Below are 15,367 nucleotides of genomic sequence, written 5' to 3'. Positions count from 1 at the left end.
GCGCCTCATCAATCCTCTCACCAGCAAACCGAAATTTCCTGTACACTGATTTCGTGGGCGCGATGCCAGCCACGAAAAGGGGGAGATATGTCTGAAGCAAACCAAAACACCCAGGAATTCGAAACCGCCGCCAACGCTTCAGAAACCGTGGCGGAGTTTGAAGATAACCGGCGTGGTGTTCTGGGGAAGTTGCAGCATCTTCTCCACGTCAATCCATCCTTTGTGCCATTGATCGTTCTGGTTGGCGCGATCGTGATTTTCGGCCTGCTGCTGGGGTCCAAATTCTTCTCACCCTTTGCGATGACGCTGATCCTGCAACAGGTCCAGATTGTGGGCATCGTGGCCGCGGCGCAAAGCCTTGTCATTCTAACCGCCGGCATCGACCTGAGCGTCGGTGCAATCATGGTGTTTTCATCCGTCATTATGGGTCAGTTCACCTTCCGCTACGGCATCCCCGTACCCATTGCGGTGATGTGCGGGCTGGCAATGGGAACACTAATCGGGGCTCTAAACGGCTGGCTGGTCAGTCGCGTAAAGCTGCCGCCCTTTATTGTTACCCTCGGCATGTGGCAGATCGTTCTGGCGACAAACTTCCTGTATTCCGCAAACGAAACAATTCGCAGTCAGGATATCGAGGCCAACGCCCCATTCCTGCAATTCTTTGGCACAAAATTCAGCATCGGTGGTGCGACTTTCACGGTTGGCGTGATCTTCATGCTCGTTCTGATATTCGTGCTGGCTTACGCGCTAAAACACACGGCTTGGGGCCGGCATGTCTATGCAGTCGGAGACGACCCTGAGGCCGCCGAACTTTCCGGCGTGAACGTCCACAATACCCTGATGTCCGTTTACATGCTGTCCGGTTTGATCTGTGCCTTTGCGGGCTGGGCTTTAATCGGGCGCATCGGATCGGTCTCGCCGACCTCCGGCCAATTGGCCAATATTGAGAGCATTACCGCTGTTGTGATCGGGGGTATCTCGTTGTTCGGCGGGCGAGGCTCCATTCTGGGATCGTTGTTCGGAGCTTTGATCGTCGGCGTGTTTACTCTGGGTCTGAGGCTGCTGGGCGCAGATGCGCAGTGGACCTTCCTGCTCATCGGGCTTCTCATCATCGCAGCAGTCGCAGTCGACCAGTGGATCAGAAAGGTATCGGGCTAATGTCAGGCACAACTCCAGTCGTCCAAGGGCGCGGGATCGTGAAGCGCTACGGCCACGTGACCGCCATCGACCATTCTGACTTTGAACTGCGCCAAGGAGAAATCCTAGCCGTTATCGGAGACAACGGCGCTGGCAAATCTTCCATCGTCAAGGCGATTTGCGGCGCCACTATCCCAGACGAGGGCGAGATTCTGATCGAAGGGAAAAAGGTCAACTTCACCTCTCCCATCGACGCCCGGAACATGGGGATCGAGATTGTCTATCAGCAACTTGCCATGTCTCCTGCTTTGTCGATCGCGGACAACATGTTCATGGGGCGCGAGCTCCGCAAACAGGGGTTCATGGGCAAATACATGCGTCAGCTTGACCGCCCTGCGATGGAGAAGTTCGCCCGTGAAAAGCTAACCGAGCTTGGGCTGATGACTGTACAGTCGATCAATCAGGCGGTTGAAACTCTCTCTGGTGGCCAACGTCAAGGTGTTGCTGTTGCCCGTGCCGCTGCCTTTGCAACCAAGTTTATCATCATGGACGAACCGACGGCTGCTTTGGGTGTCAAGGAAAGCCGCAAGGTGCTTGAGCTGATCCAGGACGTGCGGGCGCGTGGTATTCCGATCATTCTGATCAGCCACAACATGCCGCATGTCTTCGAGGTAGCCGATCGCATCCATGTGCATCGGTTAGGCAAACGCCTGTGCACGATCGACCCCAAGGATTACACGATGTCCGACGCGGTTGCCTTCATGACCGGCGCCAAAGAACCCCCCAAAGAGGACGCCGCATGATCGACCAGGATGCAAAGCGCGTTTGCGACCTGATTTCCTCCCGGAGGCAGGTTGGGGTTCGGACGATTGCCGCAATCGCCGGCCCCCCTGCATCGGGAAAGTCGACTTTGGCAGAAACCGTCGTGCAATCGCTGAACGCGCAACAAGGCTCTGCGGTTCCTTTAGCCACGCTGGTACCCATGGACGGTTATCATTTGGACAATCGCGTGCTGGAAAGGATGTGCCGCAAACTCTGGGGTCTAGTTGACGAGCCTGCGTGATCTGAGGTTTGTACTGTTCGAAATATTTCGAACAGGTTTTTTTGAGCATGATCTCGTTAAAGGGCAGTCATTTCCCCAAGGATACAGTTTTGTACGCTGTTTACTTCTATCTGCGGTACACAGTGTCCTATCGTGACCTTGAAGAGGTCATGGCTGAGCGCGGTGTGCAGGTGGACCACGCTACACTTAACAGGTGGGTTGTTAAGTATTCACCGATGATCGCAGCAAGAGCGCAATCGAAGAAACGCCCAACGCTGAGCTCCTGGCGCATGGACGAGGCCTATATTCGTGTTCGCGGCAAATGGATGTACCTCTATCGGGCCGTCGATAAAGCTGGGAATACTCTTGATTTCATGCTGTCTGAGCGTAGGAACCGTCCAGCAGCAGCCAGGTTCTTTGCCAAAGCTCTGTCTTCTAATGGAATCCCGAGCAAGATTGTCATTGACAAAAGTGGCGCCAACGCAGCGGGCATTCGAGAGGTGAACAAAATCCTCAATCGGTTCGGCTGCCCAGCCAAAATCCAAACGGTCAGGTCCAAATATCTGAATAACCTGATCGAACAGGATCATCGATTTATTAAGCGACGCGTACGGCACATGTGTGGGTTCAAATTGTTCAGATCCGCCTCGGCTACACTGGACGGCATCGAGGTCGCCAACATGATCCGGAAACGGTAATTCCCCAGCAATACGACCTCGGGTTTTCGGATGTTTGCTGAGATCGCAGGTTAGGTGTGTCCAGTAGTTGACTGCCTATGTTCGTTGCAAAAGTTTGCGACACATCCGCAATGCCACTGATCAAAAACCTGAGCTTGAGCAAGGTTGCCGCCCAAACTGTGCGCATTCATGGGTTTTCTGATCTCCGAAGATGCAATACGCCCGCTGCGAGAAAAACCGGTGGTGTAGCTTCTAACTGGAACGCGAGGGCAACTGGTCCGCTGCACTTACTGCAGCGTAAAGCCTGCGAAATCGCGCCAAGCGCTCGGACAGCGCTTCCATGTCAGCAGGCTCAAACCTATCCGTTGCTGGCGGTTGAAGTGCGAGATCGGCTTTGCTCAAGGCACCGCAACCACAAGCCGCCAGCCGTGCCGCGCCATAGGCCGGGCCGGAATCCGACCCTTCCGAACGCACAATAGGTTTCCCGGTCACGGTTGCTATCAGGCCCAACAAAAGATCTGATCGACTGCCCCCTCCGATGGCGGCCATTTCCGGCAAATTATCTATCGTTTCACCGAAACTCTGTGCAGCATCGGCAAAACAAAAGGCAATTGCCTCTACCACGGAACGGCAAATGTCTGCACGTGTTGTCGAATCCTCGAGGCCAAAGAAACAAGCCCGGATATGCGGATCCCCGAGCGGGCTGCGTTCACCAGTCAGATAGGGTAGGAAAATGGGCACGCGTTCGCTGCTGACCGTTTCAGCATGCGCAACAACTTCGGCGGCAGACAGCCCCAGTTGACCGCCGATCCATGAAATCGGCCTTGCTCCGTTCAGCATCGCCGCCATTTGATACCAACGGCCGGGCAGTGTGTGCGCAAAAGCATGCACGTAACGTTCGGGGTTTGGCTTGTAGCTTCGATCCGCCACAAACAGCTGACCAGAAGTCCCCAGTGAGATGAACCCGCGCCCCGGTTCGGTGGCACCCAAAGACACTGCCCCTGTTGCTGCATCTCCGCCGCCAGCAACGACAGGCACGCCGGTCTTCAATCCGGTCTCAGCCGCCGCTTTCGCCGTCACAGTCCCAACGACACTGTGGCCATCGAATACTTGCGGCAACCAATCCGCTGCTACATCAGTGGCTTCGGCAATACCGGCGTGCCAGTTACGCGACGCCTGATCGAGCCACATTGTCCCGGCGGCATCGGATGTATCGGTTGCCAATTCCCCATGCAGCTGTAAACCAATGTAGTCCTTGGGCAGCAGGATACGGGCAAGTTTGGCATATTGCCTCGGTTCATGTTGTTTTAGCCATGCAATCTTGGGTGCGGTGAAGCCCGGCAAAGGGAGGACACCCGCGATATGACCAATCTGCGGTAAGGTCGCGCGCAGTTCATCGCACTCTCGTGCCGCCCTGCTATCATTCCACAGGATTGCCGGGCGGATCGGGCGCAGATTATGGTTCAGCAAAACAGCCCCGTGCATCTGGCCGGACAACCCGATGGCCTCCACCTCTGACAGTGCAGTTTGCCCCGCAAGTTGGCCCAAAGCGTCGCGTGTTGCCTGCCACCAGAGGTCCGGATGCTGCTCGGACCAACCGGGCCGCGGCGAAGACGTCTTAATCCCCACTGATGACGTCGCAAGAATTCGATCGGCATCAGTACAAACAAGTTTGACCGCTGATGTTCCTATATCGATCCCGAGATACATTCAGCCCCCCGCCCTGTTCAAAAGCCGGGAACATGTCTGGCTCTTGATTTTTTAGCGCGCGCAAAGAATATGTAAAAATATGATAAGATCAAGACGGCTAATATCCGCAGGCAGACTGGCATGACCAAAATTAAGAACATGGAAGAGTTCGCGGCCCTCAGCGGTATCTCGCGGCCCACGGTGTCCAAGTACTTCCACGACCCCGACAGTGTTCGCCCAACGACAAGGGCTCGCATAGAAGAGGCGCTGGAACGCTTTGACTACCGCCCGAACATCTATGCTGTGAATCAGAACCGGAAGCTGACCAAGAATATAGGCATCGTCGTGCCCTATCTGGCCGATCCCTTCTTTGCCGAGATCGCCCGGTATCTTGAGCAATCCTGTATCGCAGCAGGCTATCGCCCGTCCTTGTTCAGTTCCCACGGAGAGCAAAAGCTGGAGAACGAAATTCTGGACGGGCTGCAATCGATGAAACCCGCCGGGGTTTTGTTGGCGCCATTGGGGCGGATTTCAGACCAATCCGCGATCGAGAAGTTCTGCGCCAATGTGCCGACGGTTCTGTTTGACAGCAACCTTGATGGGCTGGGTGCCGCATTTATCGGGTCGGACAATTTCAGTTTTGTGTCACAGACCGTTGAATACATGACCCGGACGGGCGAGCCCCCATCGTTCTTTGAAATGCGCACACCTGCGAACCCGAACGCCAACAAAAGAAGGAAGGCATATATTGAGATGATGGAGCGCCTCGGGTTCGAGCCGCATATCATCAAAGTCGACGGAAAAGGATGGGCGTTTGAAGAGATTGGGCACAAGGGTGCGCTGAAAGTTCTGGAAGAGCGTGGATTAAGGACGAATTCTGTTCTGTGCAGCAATGACCGGCTAGCAATTGGCTTTCTTGCGGCTTGCTACGAACAGGGGATTCGGGTTGGCCGGAAAGAAGATTGCACGCTGCGGGTGGCCTCAAATGACGACCATCCGTTCGCAAAATTCACGTGCCCGTCTCTGACCACGGCTGCGCATGATTACGACAACGTTGCCGGACGAAGTGTCGAAACTTTGTTTGAACTCATTGAAAACGGGGGGAAATTCGACTCACGAACCGAAACGCTTTTCCCTGCCCGTCTTGTTCTAAGGGATTCCGCATAGCCCATTATATTTGACGCGCGTAAAGTTTTTATTGACGGCGCGATAACTTACAAACTACGCTCTCTGCACAGCATCCAAGCTCAGGGAGGACAAGGATGTACTTGAAACACGCACTTCGTGCGGCGACTGCTTTGACATTCGTCGCCACGGTCGCGGCCCAAGCGCAAACCATCACGATCGCCACGGTGAACAACGGCGACATGATCCGGATGCAGGGCTATACCGACAAATTCACCGAAGCGACGGGGATCGATGTCGAGTGGGTGACGCTGGAAGAAAACGTGCTGCGTCAGCGCGTGACCACCGACATCACCACCAAAGGTGGGCAGTTCGACATAATGACCATCGGCATGTACGAGACGCCAATCTGGGGCGCAAATGGCTGGCTGGTGCCATTGGAAGGTATGTCCGCTGAATATGACGTGGACGACATTCTGCCCGCGATGCGCAATGGTCTCAGCCATGAAGACACGCTCTATGCGGCTCCGTTTTATGGTGAAAGCTCGATGATCATGTACCGCACCGACCTGATGGAAAAGGCCGGTCTGGAAATGCCCGAAGCACCGACTTGGCAGTTCATCCGGGAAGCCGCGGCGGCAATGACGGACCGTGACAACGACATCAACGGCATCTGCTTGCGCGGCAAGGCTGGTTGGGGCGAGGGCGGGGCCTTCATCACCGTGACCGGAAATTCCTTTGGGGCGCGCTGGTTTGACGAAGACTGGAAACCTCAGTTCGATCAGCCGGAATGGAACGAGGCACTGACCTTCTTTGTTGATATGATGACTGAATCTGGACCCGCAGGCTACGCGACCAATGGCTTCAACGAGAACCTCTCGCTGTTTCAGCAAGGCAAGTGCGGCATGTGGATAGACGCCACCGTTGCGGCCTCGTTCGTGACCAACCCCGATGACTCGACCGTGGCGGATAAGGTTGGTTTTGCGTTGGCTCCAAACTCAGAGGGTGTTGACAAGCGCTCGAACTGGCTCTGGGCCTGGGCTCTGGCCATTCCCGCAGGCACCCAGCAAGAAGATGCAGCCAAGCAGTTCATCGAATGGGCTACGTCTAAGGACTACATCGAACTGGTTGCCGAAAACGAAGGTTGGGCCAATGTTCCACCGGGTGCGCGCACCTCGCTGTATGAGAACCCCGAGTATCAGAAGGTCCCATTCGCCAAGATGACGCTGGACTCGATCCTTTCGGCCGATCCGAACAACCCGACGGTAAAACCGGTGCCTTATGTAGGCATCCAGTTTGCAGCGATCCCGGAGTTCGCAGGAATCGCGACACAGGTGAGCCAGGAGTTCTCGGCCGTCTATGCCGGACAACAATCAGTGGAAGAGGCTCTGGAGAAAGCGCAGGCCTTTACTGCCGAAGAGATGGAAGCCGCAGGGTACTGAGGTCTTCTCCCCGTGGGAGGGCAGCCTATTGCCCCCCGCACTACCCTTCCACAATCCGTATTTTTCTCGCGGGCTGGTTCGCGCCTGAACAGAGAGGACTTGCATCATGGCAACCCAACATTCCCGATCAGTTGCTCGCCTGATGATGGCACCCGCTGTGGTCCTGCTGCTTGGCTGGATGCTCGTGCCTCTGACGATGACGCTGTATTTTTCCTTTAAGAAATACCTGCCTTTGCGCGGCGGCGACTTGGGCTGGGTCGGGTTTGATAACTACGTCCGGTTCGTCTCGTCCAGTTCCTTTTGGCCAGCCGTGCAAGCCACCTTGGTGATCGTTGGTGGAGTGCTGATGATCACCGTCGTACTGGGCATCCTGCTCGCGATGCTGCTGGATCAACCCATGTGGGGACAGGGCGTTGTCCGAATCCTGGTGATTGCGCCGTTCTTTGTCATGCCCACCGTGTCAGCGCTGGTTTGGAAGAACATGTTTATGGACCCGGTGAACGGCCTGTTGGCCCATCTCTGGCGCTTTTTCGGTGCTGAACCGATTTCATGGCTGTCCGAGGCGTCGATGACCTCGATCATCATGATCGTGTCGTGGCAGTGGTTGCCTTTTGCGACATTGATCCTGCTGACCGCGATCCAGTCGCTGGACAGTGAACAGCTGGAAGCGGCCGAGATGGACGGCGCGCCAGTTCTGAAACGCTTTTACCACATCGTCCTGCCGCATCTGAGCCGCGCGATCACCATCGTGATCCTGATCCAGACGATCTTTTTGTTGTCGATCTTCGCCGAGATATTCGTGACCACCGGCGGCGCGTTCGGCACCCGCACACTCACCTACCTGATCTTCCAGCGCGTGCTGGAAAGCCAGAATGTCGGCCTTGGATCAGCCGGAGGTGTCTACGCTATCATCCTTGCCAATATTGTTGCCATCTTCCTGATGCGCATCGTCGGCAAGAACCTGGACGCGTGAGGAGGTAAGACCATGGCCCGCGCCGTCACAACCCGCCGCAAATCGCTGAACACCGTCCTTGCCTGGGCCGTTGGTCTGCTGATCTTTTTCCCGATCCTCTGGACCATCCTGACCAGCTTCAAGACCGAGGCGCAGGCCATCGCCAGCCCGCCGCTGTTCCTGAACTTCGACTGGACCCTTGAGAACTATGCCATCGTGCAGGAACGCTCGGATTACATGCGGTTCCTGTGGAACTCTGTCATAATCGCAGGTGGCTCGACCGTTCTGGGTGTGATCATCGCAGTGCCTGCAGCATGGGCGATGGCCTTCGTGCCCTCGAAACGGACCAAGGACATCCTGCTGTGGATGCTGTCCACCAAGATGCTGCCTGCGGTCGGCGTTCTCTACCCGATCTACCTGCTTTTCATCCGTCTGGGCCTGCTGGACACACGCGGAGGTCTGGTCGTGGTATTGATGCTGATCAACCTGCCGATCATCGTCTGGATGCTCTACACATATTTCCGCGAAATTCCGGGTGAAATTCTGGAAGCTGCGCGGATGGATGGAGCGACCTTGAAAGAGGAAATCCTCTACGTCCTCACCCCCATGGCCATTCCCGGCATCGCCTCGACCGTTTTGCTGAACTTCATTCTGGCGTGGAACGAGGCGTTCTGGACCCTCAACCTGACCGCCGTCGATGCTGCTCCGCTGACCGCGTTCATTGCCAGCTATTCTAGCCCCGAGGGTCTGTTCTTTGCCAAACTCAGCGCGGCCTCGACTATGGCAATCGCGCCAATCCTGATCCTTGGCTGGTTCAGCCAGAAACAACTTGTCCGCGGCCTGACCTTCGGCGCTGTGAAATAAGGAACACGACACATGGGACGTATTCAACTGAAGTCCGTGACCAAAAGCTTCGGCGACGTGCAGGTTATCCCTCCGCTGGACCTGACGATCGAGGACGGCGAATTCACAGTCTTCGTCGGCCCTTCGGGTTGCGGCAAGTCCACGCTGTTGCGCCTGATTGCGGGGCTGGAGGATATCACCACCGGTTCCATCGACATTGACGGGTCGGACGCAACCGACGTGCCCCCTGCCAAGCGGGGATTGGCGATGGTGTTCCAGTCCTACGCGCTATATCCGCATATGACCGTGCGCAAGAACATCGCGTTTCCGCTGCGCATGGCGAAGCTGGATCAGGCCGAGATAGACAGACGTGTCGAAGGGGCGGCGAGCGTTCTGAACCTGAGCGACTATCTGGATCGACGTCCGGGCCAGCTCTCGGGCGGCCAGCGCCAGCGAGTCGCCATCGGGCGCGCTATCGTCCGCGAACCGGCAGCGTTTCTGTTTGATGAGCCGCTGTCGAACCTCGACGCGGCGCTGCGGGTCGGAATGCGTCTGGAAATCAGCGAGTTGCACGAACGTCTGGCCACCACGATGATCTATGTGACCCACGATCAAGTCGAAGCCATGACCTTGGCCGACAAGATCGTTGTCCTTCAGGCTGGCGTGATCGAACAAGTCGGCAGCCCGCTAGAGCTGTACCGAACGCCGCGCAACCTGTTTGTTGCCGGTTTCATCGGTTCCCCCAAAATGAATTTCATCGAGGGCGAAGAGGCCGCAAAACACGGCGCGCATACGATCGGTGTGCGCCCCGAACATATCACTGTGTCCGACAGCGAGGGCACGTGGTCCGGCGTAGTTGGCGTATCGGAACACCTCGGATCAGACACGTTCTTCCATATCCATGAAACCGGTCTGGCCGAAACGATCACCGTCCGCGCAGATGGCGAGGTCGGGTTCCGCCACGGGGACCGTATCCACCTGACACCGCGTGCCGACGTAATCCACCGGTTTGACGCAAATGGCTTGCGGGTCGAATGACACGTCTGGCTGGCAAAACCGCTCTGATCACCGGGGCCGCGCGTGGTATCGGATTGTCCTTTGCCAAAGCCTATGTGGCGGAGGGTGCGCGTGTCGTGATCGCCGATATCGACATCGAGCGCGCGCAGGACGAAGCTGCTGAGATCGGTGAGGCTACTTTGGCCGTCGAATTGGACGTAACCAGCCAACGCAGCATAGATGACGCAGTTGCAAGAACGGCTGCACATTTCGGCTCCATCAACATTCTGATCAATAACGCGGCCATCTTCACCGCCGCACCAATTGTCGAGATTGAGCGCGCTGACTACAACCGCGTCTTTGAAATCAACGTCGCAGGCGCTCTGTTCGTGATGCAGGCTGTCGCGCGCCATATGATCGATCACGGGACCAAAGGCCGGATCATCAATATGGCGTCGCAGGCCGGGCGCAGGGGCGAGCCTTTGGTCGCCGTTTACTGCGCCAGCAAGGCCGCGATCATATCCCTGACACAATCGGCGGGATTGAACCTCATCTCTCATGGGATCAACGTGAATGCGATCGCACCCGGTGTTGTCGATGGCGAACATTGGGACGGCGTTGATGCGTTTTTCGCAAAACACGAAGGCAAACCCCCTGGCCAGAAAAAACGCGAAGTGGCAGCAGCTGTCCCCTATGGCCGAATGGGCCGCGCCGATGACCTGACCGGAATGGCGGTGTTTCTGGCCTCGGATGAGGCCAAGTACATCGTCGCCCAAACTTACAATGTCGATGGCGGAAACTGGATGAGCTGATGAACCCAATGGCGGATGCAAACTCTCCGACGCGGCTGCGGCGCGATGGTCTTTCTGACCTGCCGGCAACTGTCAGGACTCCGACGTATACGCGCTCGGACTTGGCGCCGGGGATCGTCCATATCGGGCTGGGCAATTTCCACCGCGCCCATCAGGCCTGGTACATCCACCAGATGATGCAGCAGGGTCTGGCCTATGACTGGGCGATCCTCGGGGCGGGCATGCGAAACTATGACGCGGAGATGCGAGAGAGGCTGCTCGCGCAGGACTGCCTGACCACCTTGATCGAACTCGACCCGCAAGGAATATCTGCCGAGGTGATCGGCCCGATGATCGACTACCTGCCGATTGAGGACAACAACGCTGCCCTGATCCGTAAGATGGCTGACCCATCCATCCGGATTGTGTCGCTGACAGTAACCGAGGGCGGGTATTTTCTGGATGCCAACACCGGGGCCTTCGATACGGATCACGAAGATATTCGCCATGATGCGAGGAATCCGAACCAGCCCCGCACGGCTTTTGGCGCCATTGTATCGGCGCTAAAGCAGCGCCGGGCGAACAGCCTCAGGCCCTTTACTGCGCTCAGCTGCGACAACCTTCAGGGAAACGGTACGATCCTGCGAAACTGCGTTGTTGGTTTGGCGCGCGCGTCAGACCCTGATCTGGCCGACTGGATCGACCAAAACAGCGCATTCCCCAACTCGATGGTGGATTGCATAGTACCTGCGACGACTGAGCAAGTGTTGTCACAATGCCTTGCCCTTGGAGTCGACGACCGCGCTCCGGTCTCGCACGAGAACTTTCGCCAATGGGTTATCGAGGATGACTTCTGCGCCGGGCGACCGCCACTCGAACAGGTCGGTGTGACGCTGACCCACAATGTTCACAGCTATGAGACGATGAAACTGCGCATTTTGAACGGAGGGCACCAACTGCTTGCGAATGTCGGGGAAATCCTGAGCGTTCCGACGATTTCAGATTGTATGCAGGACCCGGACATCTTGGCGTTTTTCAGAAAAGTTCAGGCAGAAGAAATTCTGCCGCATGTCGAAGCCGTACCCGGAATCACAGCGAAACAGTACCTTGGGTTGGTAAAGAGGCGTTTTGCAAACAATACAATTCACGATACGACGCGCAGGGTCGCGTTCGACGGATCTGCACGACATCCGGGGTTCATTCTGCCGTCGCTGCGTGATGTACTCGCGTCCGGTTTTTCCGCAAACGGGCTCGCGCTGGCCGAAGCATTCTGGTGCAGGATGTGTGCGGGTGTTCGTGAAGATGGCTCAGAAATCGCCCCGAATGACCCTCAATGGGAGAGCTTACGAACAACAGCGTTGGCGTCCAAAGCCGACCCTGAAATTTGGCTCGAACAACGCCAGTACTATGGAGACTTCGGCCAGAGCACACACTTTTCCAGAGCCTTCGCCTCTTGGCTGAGCGCGATCTGGCAGATTGGCAGCCGAGCAGTCATAGCTGAATATGTCGCGAACGGCTCGATATCACGCTAATCGCGTATACAATGCGCGATTAGTCAGAGACGCACATTGGGTTTTGCTTTAAGGACTGTAGCGCACATTCACGATAATCTGCCTTAAAACAATGCGCTTGAGCGCCAAACCCCGGAAGATTGATGGGTAGCAGACGATAGCTGTTGGCAAGGTGTGTGTTAGCCAAACCTTCAAACATGCTCGCATTGTCACCAAATCCTGCAACACAGAGAATGGCGGGTCTTTCATCGTTCTCTTGACTGGGGCGTTTGGTCATTTCGGCTTACAGAGCATCGCATGCGGACGGCTCCGCAGCATTCAACAATTTAGGCTCAGTCCGGTCATCTGACGGTTTCGGTAGGTTCTAGGGTCGGTTCAGACGACATCAAGTTCGGCTCAGCGCACTAACTTGCCTTCGGTCCGAGTGGTTTCACTATGGTGGGGTCTGCGGCACCGAGATTGTTTTTAACCCATCAGTGGCCGTATGCCGGGACAAGCAGGCGACGGCGGCACTCTCTCCAAGTCTGAGGCAACTCTCAATCGGCCAGTCTTCGTGGATTCCATGGACAACGCCAGAGCAGAAAGCGTCACCTGCGCCCACCGGGCTGATTATTTGCTCCGCAGGTATAGGGTCCGGTGCGAAAGCGATTTCAACCTCGTTCTCACAACATACAATTTGTGTCGGGCTATGGATTATGACAGCCCGGTTGACCCCGCCAGACTTCAGGATGCGAGCCGCTTTCATCATTTCGTTGGGATAAGTTCTCTGCGTCAGGTTGATACCTGTCGCCTCCTCGGCTTCAAGTTCATTCGCAAACAGAAAATCGATTTCCGGAAGCGTCTTTGACACGATGTCTCTGTATGCCCCGGATCTGAAAGATGCGAGGTCAACGCAGGTTAGCATGCCCGCAGCTCTGGCGTCGGACAAAACCAGTGCGGCCCCGGTTTTGCCCTCCGGCAGAACCTCATCCAGCTTATCGAGCAAAGTTAGATAACCAAGATAAAAGAGCTTAACTCCGGCGGCCGATAACTCATCAATTTTTATCGACGAAGCGTCAAACAAACTGTTCGCACCACGGTGGTGGAAGAACGTGCGGCTGTCGCCCTGCACGTTCATTACATGCGTCTGTGATGTTGTTGCCCGTGTTGTTCGCTGCAGGCCGTTCACCGGTAGCCGCGCCTCGGCGCAAAGACGCAAGACTTCGTCGCCCATAGCTCCTGCGCCGATTAGCCCGATTGGGATCACCGGGTAACAAACGCCCATAGCTTTCAAACCCAATGCAACATTGGCCGGTCCGCCGCCAAGGTCGATATGCTGGTTCTCAATAAGCGCCAGACCTGACTTTTCTGGCCAATGCGAAATTCTGTGCACCGTGTCTAGGATCCAATTTCCCGCGCATGCGATGCCTTGTCTCTCATTTCCGGGCTTTATCGGACTAAGCACGTAATTTTCCTACATAAAAGATGATGCGCCGTGAGATTAACAGACCTCTTTCGACTGCGCACTCTGGAACCAGGCTACTGATTAACCTGCTGTCGACTGAGACCACCACACAATCATCTTTTCAACCAAGCGCTGCTTCAGTCGCTTTGGGCTTAAAACGGGCGCCTACCGAGCTTTACCAAATAACCTTAAAGTCGTTCAGCAAAATTCCAATCATTTCGTCCGCTGAACATAGTTTGCATGGCGGGTGGTGAATGTCTTAATCGAATGCCTCACTGGCGCTGACGACGGCCCGTTTGCGATACCAGCGCATCGGTATCACGACGAACGTCGATGCACTGGCTGTTATCAGGTTTTGCTATCCCCAAAGCTAGGGCTCCACCAATTTTGACATCTGTGACTAAGTTCAGTTTATCAGACCCTATGAGATACGGCGCGAAGTTCTTATCATGGCCGGTATGAGAGATACGATAAGCCCCTCCCCGGAACTTGCAGCGATTGTGGAACGTTGGATAAACGCCTATGGCCGGGGCGATGGTGAGACAGTGGCACATCTATTTTCTGACGATGCTGCACTGTCATACTTCGGCTCAGCCCAAGGAGAGGCGTGGAAAGGTGATGCTCTGCGTCGCGGTATGGATCAATACATCAGAGAGGTCCCACGATTCCGGTGGAACGCAAAGGAACTGAGAGGATTTGAATGCGGATCACTTGGTTGGGTGGAATGGGAAGCAAGGATTGATGGCATTGAGACAGGGCAGTCCGCGCATCTGCGCTCTACAGTCATTCTGAAACTCGAAAAAGGTTCCTGGAAGATCGTGCACGTTCACAATTCCATTCCGGTCAACAACGTCGAAGGCTTCGGATACGAGGCCAGAGGCTTTGAAGAGTTGCTCGATGCCGCCCTCTCTACACCCTACGAACTCGGGCAAAGTGGGATTGCGACCATTATGTTTACTGACATAGCGGATAGCACGACTATTGCTGAGGCTATAGGAGATACACTTTGGACAGACGCCCTCGGAAGACATCTGCGACTGGTCGAAACACAGATTGTTGAAAGCGGTGGGCGTTTAGTGAAATCACTGGGAGACGGCGTAATGTCATCTTTTGCATCCGCAAGGGCAGCGCTTCTGGCAGCTCAGAATATCCAGCAGGCAAACTCGGCGGAAACCAACGAGCCAAAGCTACAGGTCCGAATTGGCTTGCACACAGGCGAAGTGATTACGTCCGATGCTGATCACTTCGGGACCGTTGTCAATAAGGCTGCACGTATAGCGGCCCTCGCAGCACCCAGTGATATACGCGTCTCGGAGGCAACACGGATCATGGTAGGCGGGTCACAGGAGTTCCAGTTTGCCGAGCAAATAACAGTTCCGCTCAAAGGCCTGGAAGGGGAACATACGATTTTTAAACTGAACTGGCTTGAACGCACTTGAAACCGGAAGCCATGATCGGTTCATCACTATCGCCTGAAGTGCAGAACGACCAGAATTGTGCAATCGCAGAAATTTGACTTCGAGCACATTGCAGACCTCCGAGCAGAAGAAGCATGCACCCTGTAGCGCGAATTGGTCAACGGCCCTTTCCTGCCGTTGATCGAAACCCGTCAATGTTGCGGTCGCAGCCCGCTTTCCGGACTTTCGCCGCATACGCGCATTCGCGATGCCTGCGGTTTGGTAGATTGCGACCTGGAGCCGCCTTTTGCTCATGCGGCT

General features: G+C 55.7%; 14 protein-coding genes. 12 read left to right on the top strand and 2 right to left on the bottom strand.

Annotation, left to right across the window (positions count from 1 at the left end; genetic code table 11):
• Positions 1–87 precede the first annotated feature (87 nt).
• Genes ACR0K9_RS18770 through ACR0K9_RS18755 form a run of 4 tightly spaced genes read left to right on the top strand, consistent with a single transcriptional unit; the run spans position 88 to position 2,877 of the window.
• Positions 88–1,158 (top strand): ABC transporter permease, encoded by a 1,071-nt coding sequence (locus tag ACR0K9_RS18770; RefSeq protein WP_480825457.1) that lies wholly within the window; start codon positions 88–90, stop codon positions 1,156–1,158.
• On the top strand, positions 1,158–1,940 hold the full coding sequence (locus ACR0K9_RS18765; protein WP_480825455.1) for an ATP-binding cassette domain-containing protein: 783 nt from the start codon (positions 1,158–1,160) through the stop codon (positions 1,938–1,940). The genes ACR0K9_RS18770 and ACR0K9_RS18765 overlap by 1 nt, the downstream gene beginning before the upstream one ends.
• Positions 1,937–2,200 (top strand): hypothetical protein, encoded by a 264-nt coding sequence (locus ACR0K9_RS18760; protein WP_480825453.1) that lies wholly within the window; start codon positions 1,937–1,939, stop codon positions 2,198–2,200. Before ACR0K9_RS18765 ends, ACR0K9_RS18760 begins: the two co-directional genes overlap by 4 nt.
• A 47-nt stretch (positions 2,201–2,247) precedes the next feature.
• Positions 2,248–2,877 (top strand): IS6 family transposase, encoded by a 630-nt coding sequence (locus tag ACR0K9_RS18755; protein WP_480825507.1) that lies wholly within the window; start codon positions 2,248–2,250, stop codon positions 2,875–2,877.
• 231 nt (positions 2,878–3,108) lie between these two features.
• Here the strand turns inward: ACR0K9_RS18755 and xylB are convergent, their stop codons facing one another.
• The gene (gene xylB, locus ACR0K9_RS18750) at positions 3,109–4,566 is read right to left on the bottom strand and encodes a xylulokinase (protein WP_480825451.1); all 1,458 of its coding nucleotides are present in this window, start codon (positions 4,564–4,566) and stop codon (positions 3,109–3,111) included.
• Between the two features lie 120 nt (positions 4,567–4,686).
• On the opposite strand from xylB, the gene ACR0K9_RS18745 reads away from it, so the two are divergent.
• The 7 genes from ACR0K9_RS18745 to ACR0K9_RS18715 all read left to right on the top strand — a co-directional run bounded on the left by ACR0K9_RS18745 (position 4,687) and on the right by ACR0K9_RS18715 (position 12,226).
• On the top strand, positions 4,687–5,712 hold the full coding sequence (locus tag ACR0K9_RS18745) for a LacI family DNA-binding transcriptional regulator (RefSeq protein ID WP_480825449.1): 1,026 nt from the start codon (positions 4,687–4,689) through the stop codon (positions 5,710–5,712).
• A 95-nt stretch (positions 5,713–5,807) separates the two neighbouring features.
• Positions 5,808–7,112 (top strand): ABC transporter substrate-binding protein, encoded by a 1,305-nt coding sequence (locus tag ACR0K9_RS18740; RefSeq protein ID WP_480825447.1) that lies wholly within the window; start codon positions 5,808–5,810, stop codon positions 7,110–7,112.
• Between the two features lie 106 nt (positions 7,113–7,218).
• Positions 7,219–8,085 carry a carbohydrate ABC transporter permease gene (locus tag ACR0K9_RS18735; RefSeq protein WP_480825445.1) on the top strand — a complete coding sequence of 289 codons (867 nt, stop codon included), beginning with the start codon at positions 7,219–7,221 and terminating at the stop codon, positions 8,083–8,085.
• Between the two features lie 12 nt (positions 8,086–8,097).
• Positions 8,098–8,928 (top strand): carbohydrate ABC transporter permease, encoded by an 831-nt coding sequence (locus ACR0K9_RS18730; protein ID WP_480825443.1) that lies wholly within the window; start codon positions 8,098–8,100, stop codon positions 8,926–8,928.
• Positions 8,929–8,940: 12 nt separating this feature from the next.
• Positions 8,941–9,945 carry an ABC transporter ATP-binding protein gene (locus ACR0K9_RS18725; RefSeq protein ID WP_480825441.1) on the top strand — a complete coding sequence of 335 codons (1,005 nt, stop codon included), beginning with the start codon at positions 8,941–8,943 and terminating at the stop codon, positions 9,943–9,945.
• Positions 9,942–10,715 (top strand): L-iditol 2-dehydrogenase, encoded by a 774-nt coding sequence (locus tag ACR0K9_RS18720; protein WP_480825440.1) that lies wholly within the window; start codon positions 9,942–9,944, stop codon positions 10,713–10,715. The genes ACR0K9_RS18725 and ACR0K9_RS18720 overlap by 4 nt, the downstream gene beginning before the upstream one ends.
• On the top strand, positions 10,715–12,226 hold the full coding sequence (locus ACR0K9_RS18715; RefSeq protein ID WP_480825438.1) for a mannitol dehydrogenase family protein: 1,512 nt from the start codon (positions 10,715–10,717) through the stop codon (positions 12,224–12,226). Before ACR0K9_RS18720 ends, ACR0K9_RS18715 begins: the two co-directional genes overlap by 1 nt.
• Positions 12,227–12,638: 412 nt before the next feature.
• Here the strand turns inward: ACR0K9_RS18715 and ACR0K9_RS18710 are convergent, their stop codons facing one another.
• Complete coding sequence (locus ACR0K9_RS18710) at positions 12,639–13,649, bottom strand: carbohydrate kinase family protein (protein ID WP_480825436.1); 1,011 nt, start codon at positions 13,647–13,649, stop codon at positions 12,639–12,641.
• A gap of 449 nt (positions 13,650–14,098) precedes the next feature.
• Between ACR0K9_RS18710 and ACR0K9_RS18705 the strand changes: the two genes are divergently transcribed.
• Positions 14,099–15,088 carry a nuclear transport factor 2 family protein gene (locus ACR0K9_RS18705; protein ID WP_480825434.1) on the top strand — a complete coding sequence of 330 codons (990 nt, stop codon included), beginning with the start codon at positions 14,099–14,101 and terminating at the stop codon, positions 15,086–15,088.
• Positions 15,089–15,367: the final 279 nt, after the last annotated feature.

It is taken from the genome of Ruegeria sp. L12, assembly GCF_056531745.1.
Note: the sequence above shows the minus strand (reverse complement) of the source record. Positions and strands in the feature narration are given on the sequence as shown.

Coding starts and splice junctions, on each gene's coding strand:
- ACR0K9_RS18755 (WP_480825507.1), top strand. CDS start 2,248: ATGATCTCGTTAAAGGGCAGTCATTTCCCCAAGGATACAGTTTTGTAC.
- ACR0K9_RS18720 (WP_480825440.1), top strand. CDS start 9,942: ATGACACGTCTGGCTGGCAAAACCGCTCTGATCACCGGGGCCGCGCGT.
- ACR0K9_RS18735 (WP_480825445.1), top strand. CDS start 7,219: ATGGCAACCCAACATTCCCGATCAGTTGCTCGCCTGATGATGGCACCC.
- xylB (WP_480825451.1), bottom strand. CDS start 4,566: ATGTATCTCGGGATCGATATAGGAACATCAGCGGTCAAACTTGTTTGT.
- ACR0K9_RS18715 (WP_480825438.1), top strand. CDS start 10,715: ATGAACCCAATGGCGGATGCAAACTCTCCGACGCGGCTGCGGCGCGAT.
- ACR0K9_RS18740 (WP_480825447.1), top strand. CDS start 5,808: ATGTACTTGAAACACGCACTTCGTGCGGCGACTGCTTTGACATTCGTC.
- ACR0K9_RS18705 (WP_480825434.1), top strand. CDS start 14,099: ATGGCCGGTATGAGAGATACGATAAGCCCCTCCCCGGAACTTGCAGCG.
- ACR0K9_RS18765 (WP_480825455.1), top strand. CDS start 1,158: ATGTCAGGCACAACTCCAGTCGTCCAAGGGCGCGGGATCGTGAAGCGC.
- ACR0K9_RS18725 (WP_480825441.1), top strand. CDS start 8,941: ATGGGACGTATTCAACTGAAGTCCGTGACCAAAAGCTTCGGCGACGTG.
- ACR0K9_RS18745 (WP_480825449.1), top strand. CDS start 4,687: ATGACCAAAATTAAGAACATGGAAGAGTTCGCGGCCCTCAGCGGTATC.
- ACR0K9_RS18760 (WP_480825453.1), top strand. CDS start 1,937: ATGATCGACCAGGATGCAAAGCGCGTTTGCGACCTGATTTCCTCCCGG.
- ACR0K9_RS18770 (WP_480825457.1), top strand. CDS start 88: ATGTCTGAAGCAAACCAAAACACCCAGGAATTCGAAACCGCCGCCAAC.
- ACR0K9_RS18730 (WP_480825443.1), top strand. CDS start 8,098: ATGGCCCGCGCCGTCACAACCCGCCGCAAATCGCTGAACACCGTCCTT.